Here is a 9,565-nt window from a genome sequence, read left to right as displayed (position 1 = left end):
GATGCCTGCATCCAGTGCAACCGCTGCGTGCGCGCCTGCCGCGAAGAGCAGGTCAACGGCGTGATCGGCGTGGCCGGGCGCGGCGCGCACAGCCGCATTGCCTTTGACCTGGCCGACCCGCTGGCCGACAGCACCTGCGTGGCCTGCGGCGAATGCGTGCAAGCCTGTCCCACCGGCGCCCTGAGCGCCAAAACCCTGCTGGCCGCGCCGCTGGTGGAGCGCACGGTGGATTCGGTGTGCCCGTTTTGTGGCGTTGGCTGCCAGATCACGTACCAGGTGGGCGGCGAACGCATCGTCGGGGTGCAGGGGCGCAACGGCCCGGCCAACCAGGCGCGCCTGTGCGTGAAAGGGCGCTTCGGGCTGGACTACATCCACCACCCCGACCGCCTCACGCTGCCGCTGGTTCGCAAGCCCGGCGCGCCCAAGCAGGTGCCCCCCGCTGGCGCCGACTGGCGCGCGGTGTTCCGCGAAGCCACCTGGGACGAGGCGCTGGCGCTGGCCACCGGCCCGCTGCGTGCGCTGCGCGCTGCACACGGGCCCAAGGCGCTGGCCGGTTTTGGCTCGGCCAAGGGCAGCAACGAAGAAGCGTATTTGTTCCAGAAACTGGTGCGCACCGGCTTTGGCAGCAACAACGTCGATCACTGCACCCGCCTGTGCCATGCCTCCAGCGTGGCGGCGCTGCTGGAGGGGCTGGGCTCAGGGGCCGTCAGCAACCCCGTGCGCGACGTGGAGCACGCCGAGTTCATCCTCGTCATTGGCGCCAATCCCACGGCCAACCACCCCGTGGCCGCCACCTGGATGAAAAACGCGGTGCAGCGCGGCGCCCGGCTGGTGCTGGCCGACCCGCGCGCCACCGACATGCGCCAGCACGCCTGGCGCACCTTGCAGTTCAAGCCCGATGCCGATGTGGCGCTGCTCAACGCCTTGCTGCACACCGTGATCGAGGAGGGCCTGACCGACGCTGCCTTCATCCGCGACCGCACCCTCCAGTACGAAGCCCTGCGCCAGCATGTGCAGGCCTACAGCCCCGAGGCCATGGCCCCGCTGTGCGGCATTGCCGCTAGCACCTTGCGCGAAGTGGCGCGGGCCTATGCCACCAGCCCCGCCGCGATGATTTTCTGGGGCATGGGCGTGAGCCAGCATGTGCATGGCACCGACAACGTGCGCTGCCTGATTGCGCTGGCCACCATCACCGGCCAGATCGGCAAGCCCGGCAGCGGCCTGCACCCGCTGCGCGGCCAGAACAACGTGCAAGGCGCCAGCGATGCCGGGCTGATCCCGATGATGTTCCCCGACTACCAGCGGGTGGACAACCCGCAGGCACGCGCCTGGTTTGAGCAGTTCTGGGGCACGGCACTGGACGAGCGGCCCGGCTACACCGTGGTGGAAATCCTCAACCTGGCCCTGGCCGACGATGCCCACCCGCACAAGGTGCGCGGCATGTACATCATGGGCGAGAACCCGGCCATGAGCGACCCCGACCTGCACCACACGCGCCATGCCCTGGCCCACCTGGAGCACCTGGTGGTGCAGGACATTTTTCTGACCGAAACCGCCTGGCTGGCCGATGTGGTGCTGCCCGCCAGCGCCTGGCCCGAAAAAACCGGCACCGCCAGCAACACCGACCGCACCGTGCAAATGGGCCGCCGCGCCCTGGCACCGCCCGGTCAGGCCCGGCCCGATCTGTGGATCATCCAGCAGATGGCGGCGGGCATGGGGCTGCGCTGGCACTACTCTGGCGCCGAGGCGGGCGTGGCCGCTGTCTATGAAGAAATGCGCCAGGCCATGCACCGATCGATCGGCGGCATCACCTGGCAGCGGCTGGAGCGCGACTCCAGCGTCACCTACCCGTGCCTGTCGGCCGATGACCCGGGCCAGCCGGTGGTGTTTACCGAGCGCTTTCCCACCCCCACGGGGCGCGCCACGCTGGTGCCTGCGGGCATCGTCTGGGCCAACGAGCGGCCCGATGCCGACTACCCGCTGGTGCTCATCACCGGGCGCCAGCTGGAGCACTGGCACACCGGCAGCATGACGCGCCGCGCGGCGGTGCTCGATGCGCTGGAGCCCATCGCCACCGCGTGCATGAATGCCCGCGAGATGGCCCGCTGCGGCGTGCAGCCCGGTGCGCTGGTGCAGGTGCGTTCACGCCGTGGTGCGGTGCAGCTGCACCTGCGCCTGGACGAGGGCACACCCGATGGCGCCGTGTTCATGCCCTTTGCCTACGCCGAGGCCGCTGCCAACCTGCTGACCAACGCGGTACTTGACCCGTTTGGCAAGATACCGGAGTTCAAATACTGCGCCGTGGCCGTGCAGGCCCTACAGTAGCCGCCATGTCGTTACGTCCCCACACCGAAGTCGCCGTCATCCTGCGCTGTGAGCGCATTGACAACCGCTGGCAACCCTGGCGCTGGTCGCTGGCCGATGTCGTGCCCCACGAAGAAGCCTTTGGCACCGCACCCCGGTTGTTGCTCCAGGATGCGCTGGAGGAGCGCTGGCTGTTTCCGGATATGGCTGTAGAGCTGTTCCGTGACGATGCCGAGGGCTACTACCTGAACCTGGCCTCGCCCGCGCCGTGCTGGTTTGTGCTGTGGCGCCTGGACGAAGAAGCGCCCGAAGGCCAGCGCCCCCTGGCGCGCCCCGTGGCCGTGAGCCTGAGCTACCACGATGCAGGCCGCTGGCTGGATGCCCAGGAAACCGTGGAGCAGGTGCCCGCGCCCGCGCCGGTGCGCGAGTGGTTGCAGGCGTTTGTCGATCTGCACTACCAGCCCGAGCCGCGTCGGCGCAGGCGCCCACAGAGTTTTCAGCCGCTGCTGGACCGTTTTGGCAACCCGGCCTCGGTGTCCACCGACAAGCAGCGCGGAGGCGCACATGGCTGACGGATTTTTGGGCCGCTGGTCGCGCCGCAAACAGGAGGCGCTGGCAGGCAAGCCGTTGCCCGAGGAGCCGCCAGCGCCAGTCATAGTGCCCGCCGTGGCGCCGGTGCCCGCTGCGCCGCTCGCCGCTCGCTCGCCCGTGGTGGCCGGGGCAGCGGGTGCGCACGAACCCGGACGCAGCGCGGTGGGTGCGGCGCCCGAACCGGTCGTTGCGCCTGCACCGCCCACGTTGGCGCAGGCGCAAACCCTCACGCCGCAATCGGACTTCAAGCCCTTTGTTGCCCGGGGCGTAGCGCCTGAAGTGCGCAATGCCGCCATGAAAAAGCTGTTCTCTGACCCGCACTTCAACGTGATGGATGGCCTGGATATCTACATCGACGATTACTCCCGCCCCGACCCGCTGCCCTTGGCCATGCTGCGCCAGATGACCAGTGCCCAGTTTCTTGGCATGGTGCAGGAGGAGCCAGCCCCGCAGCAGGCGGCTGGCAGTGTGCCTGCCGGTGCCGACAAAGACCCCGTAGCCGCCTGCGCTGCGCCTGCGCACAGCGTGCCACCGCCCGCAGACGTGGCACAGTCGCAGCCCTTAACTACTTCTGGCGCGCCTGTGCCCGCTGGCTTCTTGCCTGAGGGCGGGCCACTGGCCAGCGCTGCCCCCCACGACCATGCCCACGCTGATTTGCGACTGCAACCAGACCATGCCCCTCCAGCCCCAGGCGCTGGGGGCGCTGCTCCATGAAAACCTGACCCTGCACTCTGCCCTGTGTCGGCGCGAGGCTGGTGCTTTTCAGCAAGCCATCCAGTCGGGGGACGAGGTGGTGGTGGCCTGCACCCAGGAGCGGCGCCTGTTTGCCGAGCTGGGCCAGCAGACCGAAGGGGCGGTGTCACCCATCCGCTTTGTCAACATCCGCGAGACGGGCGGCTGGAGCCGCGATGCGCGCCAGGCCACGCCCAAAATAGCGGCGCTGCTGGCGGCAGCGCGCTTGCCCGAGCCAGATCCGGTGTCCACCGTCACGTTCAAGAGTGCGGGGCGTGTGCTCATCATTGGCGCGCTGGATGCTGCCGAGCGTGCCGCCGCCCTGCTGGCCGATGTGCTGGATGTGACCATCTTCACCACCGGCCCGGGCAACGCGGGCGGTGCCCAGGAGCGGCGCTACCCGGTGCTGGGCGGCACCCTCACGTCCCTGACCGGTTGGCTGGGGGCGTTTGAGCTGGCCTGGCAGGCCGACAACCCCATCGACCTGGACTTGTGTACCCGCTGCAACGCCTGCGTGCAGGCCTGCCCGGACAACGCCATCGGGCTGGATTACCAAGTGGACATGGCCGCTTGCGGCGCGCACCGCAGCTGCGTGAAGGTGTGCCAGGTAGCGGGCGCGATTGATTTTCAGCGCCTGCCCGCGCGCCATGCAGACCGCTTTGACCTGGTGCTGGATTTGCGCGCTGGCACGGCCACGCCCACGTTCATGCAGCACGCGCTGCCGCAGGGCTATTTCCGCTGGGACGGTCAGGATATGGCCGCCTTGCTGCGTCTGCGCGAGCTGGTGGGCGAGTTTGACAAGCCCAAGTTCTTTGCCTACCAGCAAAAGCTGTGCGCCCACAGCCGCAACACCGCACTGGGCTGCAATGCCTGCGTGGACATTTGCTCCGCCGAGGCCATTCGCAGCGACAAGGGCCGCCAGCGCGTGGTGGTCAATCCGCATTTGTGCGTGGGCTGCGGTGCTTGCACCACGGTGTGTCCGACCGGTGCCATGACCTATGCCTACCCGCGCGCCAGCGACCAGGGGCTGAAAATCCGCACGCTGCTGTCCACCTACGCGACGGCGGGCGGCAAAGAGGCGGTCTTGCTGCTGCACAGCCAGGAGCACGGCGAGGCGCTGGTGCAGGAGCTGGGCCGTGCGGCCCGCCTGGGGCTGGCGCAGGGCGTGCCTGCACGGGTGTTGCCGATGGCCCTGTGGCACACCGCAAGTACCGGCCTGGAGCTGTGGCTCGCCAGCGTGGCCTATGGCGCCCACCAGGTGGTGGTGCTGGTCACTGGTGAAGAAGCGCCGCAGTACCTGGACGGTTTGCAGGCACAGATGGAGACGGCACAGGCCATCTTGCACGGGCTGGGTTACACCGGCACGCACCTGCAGCTCCTGCGGGCCCGCACCGCCATGGACCTGGATGCGCTGCTCCAGGGGCTGGGCCAGACGCGCCCATCGGTTCCTGCTGTGCCTGCGCGCTTTGCCGTATCCCCCGAAAAGCGCAGCACCCTGGAGATGGCGTTGAGCCATTTGCTGGAGCAGGCGCCCTTGCCCGTGGCAGCGCGCCCCGAGGCCATTGCCCTGCCGGCCAGCGGCGCCCTGCTGGGCAGCGTGACGGTGGACAAAGACCGTTGCACCTTGTGCCTGAGTTGCGTGGGGGCTTGCCCGTCCAGCGCCTTGCAAGACAACCCGCAGGCGCCCCAGCTGCGTTTCATTGAGCAAAACTGCGTCCAGTGCGGTTTGTGCGCCACTACTTGCCCCGAAGACGCGCTGGCACTGGTGCCTCGCTTATTGCTCACGCCGCAGCGCGGGCAAGCCCGGGTGCTGCACGACATGCAGCCGTATGCCTGCATCCGTTGCAGCAAGCCGTTTGGCACACTCAAAGCCATCGAGGCCATGCTGGGCAAGCTGGCAGGCCATGCCATGTTCCAGGGCGAAGCACTGGAGCGGCTCAAGATGTGCAGCGACTGCCGCGTGATTGACCTTTATTCCTCGCAGAACGAACAGAAAGTGACCCGCCTGTGAACGCCGCCATCCCTTTGCCCCTGCCCACCAGTTCCGCGCTGGACGAGGAAACCGCGCGCGCTGAGCTGTATGGTCTGCTGGCCCAGTTGTATTACGCCCTGCCACCTGCGCCGTTGCTGGAGGCCCTGCGCGTGGCCGTGACCGAAGCGCCCATGGCCGGCGGCTTTTTGCAAGAGCCCTGGCAGCAACTGGTAGCAGCGGCGCGCGCGCACAGCGATGCAGCCATCGCTGCTGAATACACGGCGTTGTTTGGCGGTGTGGGCAAGCCCGAGGTGTATTTGTATGGGTCGCACTACCTCAGCGGTTTTTTGAACGAGAAACCGCTAGCGCGCCTGCGCAGTGACCTCGCGCAGTTCGGCTTGGCCCGCGACGAGGCCATGCCCGAGACGGAAGACCATGTGGCCTATCTTTGTGAAGTGATGCGCTACCTGATTGCGGGTGACGATATGTCGGTCTGCCACCTGACCAGCCAGCGGGATTTTTATGCCACCCATTTGCAGCCGTGGCTGGAGGCGCTGTGCGATGTTTTGCAGGCGCACCCACGGGCGCAGTTCTACGCTGCCCTGGCTGGGCTGACCCGCGCGTTTGCCGTGGTGGAGGCCCAGGCCTTCGACATGCTCGACAGTTGATCTGCTGAAGCCGTTCGCAGGCCTGCCCTGACCGCTGCCAGGCGCTGGTGCGCGGCAGCGGTCAGGGCTATGTGGGCGTCAGGGCTTGGCAGTGGGCACAGCGTTGGCTGCGGCCAGCGCCGTCATGTTGACCACGCGGCGCACGGTGGACGAGGGCGTCAGCACGTGGGCCGAAGCGGCCGCGCCCAGCAGGATGGGGCCAATGGTGGTGCCGTGGCCGCTGGTGGTTTTGAGCACGTTGAACAGGATGTTGGCAGCATCCAGATTCGGACAGATCAGCACGTTGGCCGCCCCGCTCAAGGTGGTCTCGGGCAGCATGGTGCGGCGCATGGCATCCGACAGGGCCGCATCCCCGTGCAGTTCACCGTCGCACTCGATGTGCGGCGCCGACTGCACAAACAGGTCGCGCGCCTGGCGCATCTTGCGTGCCGATGCCCGGCTGGAAGACCCATAGTTGGAGTGCGACAAAAAGGCCACTTTGGGCGGCAGACCAAAGCGTTGCACCTCCTGGGCGGCCATCAAGGCGATGTCAGCCAGTTCTTCGGCGCTGGGGTCTTCGTTGATGTAGGTGTCGGCAATGAACAGGGTGTGCTGCTCCAGCATGAGGGCGTTCACGGTGGCCAGCTCAGGCGTACCGGCTTTCAGGCCGATCACGTCGCGGATATGGGCCAGATGGTTGTCAAACTTGCCCACCAGACCGCAGATCATGGCGTCAGCATCGCCCAGTCGCACCATCAGGGATGCAATCAGTGTGTTGGAGCGGCGCACGATGGCTTTGGCTGCTTCGGGGGTGACGCCGCGCCGACCCATCAGGCTGACGTAGGTCTCCCAGTAACGGCGAAAGCGCGGGTCGTCTTCCGGGTCGCAGACTTCTACGTCCTTGCCCGGCTGGATGCGCAGACCTGCCTTTTCGATGCGGGCGGCAATCACGGCGGGGCGGCCAATCAGGATGGGGCGTGCCAGGCCATCGTCTACGGCCACTTGTGCGGCGCGCAGTACGCGATCATCTTCGCCTTCGGCATAAGCGACGCGGCTGTTGGCCAGCTTGGCAGCGTGGAATACCGGGCGCATGAACATGCCGGTCTGATAAACAAAGCGCGTCAGGCTTTCGCGGTAGGCGTCAATGTCAGCAATCGGGCGGGTGGCCACGCCCGAGTCGGCAGCAGCCTGCGCCACGGCGGGGGCAATGCGCAGAATCAGGCGCGCATCAAACGGGGTGGGGATGAGGTAGTCGGGGCCGAAGTGCAAGTCTTTGCCCGCATAGGCGGCGGCGACTTCATCGCTGGGCTCGGCTTTGGCCAGATCGGCAATCTGGCGCACGCAGGCCAGCTTCATGGCGTCGGTGATCTTGGTGGCGCCGCAATCGAGTGCACCCCGGAAAATATACGGAAAGCACAGGACGTTGTTGACCTGGTTGGGGTAGTCAGAGCGGCCCGTGGCAATGATGCAATCGGGCCGAGCGGCCTTGGCCAGCTCGGGGCGGATTTCTGGCTCAGGGTTGGCCAGGGCCAGGATGATGGGCTTGGCGGCCATGGTCTTGACCATCTCGACCGTCAGCACACCAGGGGCCGAACAGCCCAGAAACACGTCGGCACCATCGACCGCATCAGCCAGCGTGCGGGCGTCGGTTTTTTGCGCATAACGGGCCTTCGATTCGTCGTAGCCACCGGGGCGGCCTTCGTAGATGACGCCCTTGGAGTCACACATGAAGACGTTTTCTACTTTGACGCCCAGGCCCACCATGACGTTCACGCAGGCGATGGCCGCAGCCCCGGCACCTGAGACCGCTACCTTGACATCACCAATCTGTTTATCGACCAGTTCCAGGCCATTCAGCAGGGCCGCGCTGGAAATGATGGCCGTGCCGTGCTGGTCGTCATGGAACACCGGAATGTTCATGCGCTTGGAGAGTTCGCGCTCGATGTAGAAGCACTCGGGGGCTTTGATGTCTTCGAGATTGATGCCGCCCAGCGTAGGCTCTAGCGCCGCAATGATGTCGATCAGCTTATCTGGGTCGTTCTCGGCGAGTTCGATGTCGAACACATCCACACCAGCGAACTTTTTGAACAAGCAACCCTTGCCTTCCATCACGGGTTTGCTGGCCAGTGGCCCGATGTTGCCCAGGCCCAGGACGGCAGTGCCGTTGGTGACCACGCCGACCAGGTTGCCGCGCGCCGTGTATTCATGGGCCAAGGCAGGGTCCGCCTCAATGTCCAGACAGGGATAAGCAACGCCAGGCGAATAGGCCAGGGACAAGTCACGCTGGTTGGACAATGGTTTGGTGGGCGTGACGGAAATCTTGCCCCTGCCTGGGTTACGGTGGTATTCGAGCGCGGCTTCGCGCAGAGCTTGTTCGGCGGTTGACAGGTTTTGGGTCATACAGAAAATTCCTCGCAGATTGCCAAATGAGCTTACCCGATGCTGGCAGCTGTTGCTGTGGCTGGTCGCGCAATTGCTGTACTTGTGGATCATTGCTCCAGCAGTCGGTTTGCAAGACCGGCGGTTGAAGCAAGGATGAGGATTGGCGCAATTTTGAAAATATTCGATGCCATGGCTTAAGTGCGTTAAAAAGTGATGTAGAATTCCAGCTGTGCTTGAGTTCTGAGGTTGTAAAAAATACAAAATCAGAAATTTCCAGAATTCAGACAAAGTCAAAATTCTGTGTTATAATTCAAAGCTTAGCGGCTGTAGCTCAGCTGGATAGAGTACTTGGCTACGAACCAAGGGGTCGTGGGTTCGATTCCTGCCAGCCGCACCAAAAAGTAAGCCCTGCAATCTCAAAAAGATTGCAGGGCTTTTTCTTTTGTGTTTTTGCTCTTGCGGTAATGAATTTTGCGTGCCGCTGTGGGCAGCGGCGTGCACGGGGTACATCGTCATGAGTAAGGTGTTTTCCAAGGAATCGGCGACGCAAGACGAAGAAGACGTCCAAATGCCTGCGTTGCCTGTGGGCGGCAAGAACTACATCACACCTTCTGGCTACGATCGACTGAAGGCAGAGTTGCTGGGTCTTATAGATATTGAGCGTCCCAAGGTGGTCGAGGTAGTTCACTGGGCTGCGAGCAACGGCGACCGGTCTGAAAATGGGGACTACCTCTACGGCAAGAAGCGCTTGCGAGAAATTGACAGGCGCATTCGGTTTTTGACGAAACGTCTTGAAATAGCCGAGGTCGTCGATCCAACCGTGCATGCCGGTAGCGACCAGATATTCTTTGGTGCAAAAGTCACTTACGTAGATGATCTAGGGCACCAACGCACGATCACCATTTTGGGTGTTGATGAGGCAGACAGTAGCCAGCAC

6 protein-coding genes, 1 tRNA gene and 1 pseudogene are annotated in these 9,565 nt (G+C 64.9%); 7 read left to right on the top strand and 1 reads right to left on the bottom strand.

All coding sequences use genetic code 11. The features are described 5' to 3' along the window. From fdhF to PHX69_RS11315, 5 genes are all read left to right on the top strand, one after another. Nucleotides 1-2,325, top strand: a 2,325-nt coding sequence (fdhF, locus tag PHX69_RS11335) for a formate dehydrogenase subunit alpha (protein WP_288043786.1), incomplete at its 5' end; no start/stop codon positions are given. Nucleotides 2,326-2,330: 5 nt separating this feature from the next. Beyond that, nucleotides 2,331-2,876, top strand: coding sequence for a DUF3305 domain-containing protein (locus tag PHX69_RS11330; protein WP_119012888.1), 546 nt, complete (start codon nucleotides 2,331-2,333; stop codon nucleotides 2,874-2,876). Beyond that, nucleotides 2,869-3,609 carry a DUF3306 domain-containing protein gene (locus PHX69_RS11325; protein ID WP_288043784.1) on the top strand — a complete coding sequence of 247 codons (741 nt, stop codon included), beginning with the start codon at nucleotides 2,869-2,871 and terminating at the stop codon, nucleotides 3,607-3,609. The genes PHX69_RS11330 and PHX69_RS11325 overlap by 8 nt, the downstream gene beginning before the upstream one ends. Then, complete coding sequence (locus PHX69_RS11320; protein WP_288043788.1) at nucleotides 3,569-5,638, top strand: 4Fe-4S binding protein; 2,070 nt, start codon at nucleotides 3,569-3,571, stop codon at nucleotides 5,636-5,638. The genes PHX69_RS11325 and PHX69_RS11320 overlap by 41 nt, the downstream gene beginning before the upstream one ends. Continuing rightward, nucleotides 5,635-6,267 carry a TorD/DmsD family molecular chaperone gene (locus tag PHX69_RS11315; RefSeq protein WP_288043783.1) on the top strand — a complete coding sequence of 211 codons (633 nt, stop codon included), beginning with the start codon at nucleotides 5,635-5,637 and terminating at the stop codon, nucleotides 6,265-6,267. Before PHX69_RS11320 ends, PHX69_RS11315 begins: the two co-directional genes overlap by 4 nt. Before the next feature lie 78 nt (nucleotides 6,268-6,345). Here PHX69_RS11315 and PHX69_RS11310 read toward each other — a convergent pair whose 3' ends face one another. Beyond that, entirely contained in the window at nucleotides 6,346-8,646 is a 2,301-nt protein-coding gene (locus PHX69_RS11310; RefSeq protein WP_119012884.1) for an NADP-dependent malic enzyme, read from the bottom strand. Nucleotides 8,647-8,948: 302 nt separating this feature from the next. Between PHX69_RS11310 and PHX69_RS11305 the strand changes: the two genes are divergently transcribed. Continuing rightward, nucleotides 8,949-9,025 (top strand) — tRNA-Arg (locus tag PHX69_RS11305). A 117-nt stretch (nucleotides 9,026-9,142) separates the two neighbouring features. Further along, nucleotides 9,143-9,565: pseudogene (locus tag PHX69_RS11300) on the top strand (transcription elongation factor GreB); the annotation flags it as partial.

The organism is Simplicispira sp. (assembly GCF_028687295.1).
Classification (GTDB): Bacteria; Pseudomonadota; Gammaproteobacteria; order Burkholderiales; family Burkholderiaceae_C; genus Simplicispira; species Simplicispira metamorpha.
This window is presented reverse-complemented; position numbering and strand designations above follow the sequence as displayed.

Excerpts from the sequence above, each read along its gene's own strand:
- PHX69_RS11330 (WP_119012888.1), top strand. The coding sequence starts at position 2,331 with ATGTCGTTACGTCCCCACACCGAAGTCGCCGTCATCCTGCGCTGTGAG.
- PHX69_RS11325 (WP_288043784.1), top strand. The coding sequence starts at position 2,869 with ATGGCTGACGGATTTTTGGGCCGCTGGTCGCGCCGCAAACAGGAGGCG.
- PHX69_RS11320 (WP_288043788.1), top strand. The coding sequence starts at position 3,569 with ATGCCCCTCCAGCCCCAGGCGCTGGGGGCGCTGCTCCATGAAAACCTG.
- PHX69_RS11310 (WP_119012884.1), bottom strand. The coding sequence starts at position 8,646 with ATGACCCAAAACCTGTCAACCGCCGAACAAGCTCTGCGCGAAGCCGCG.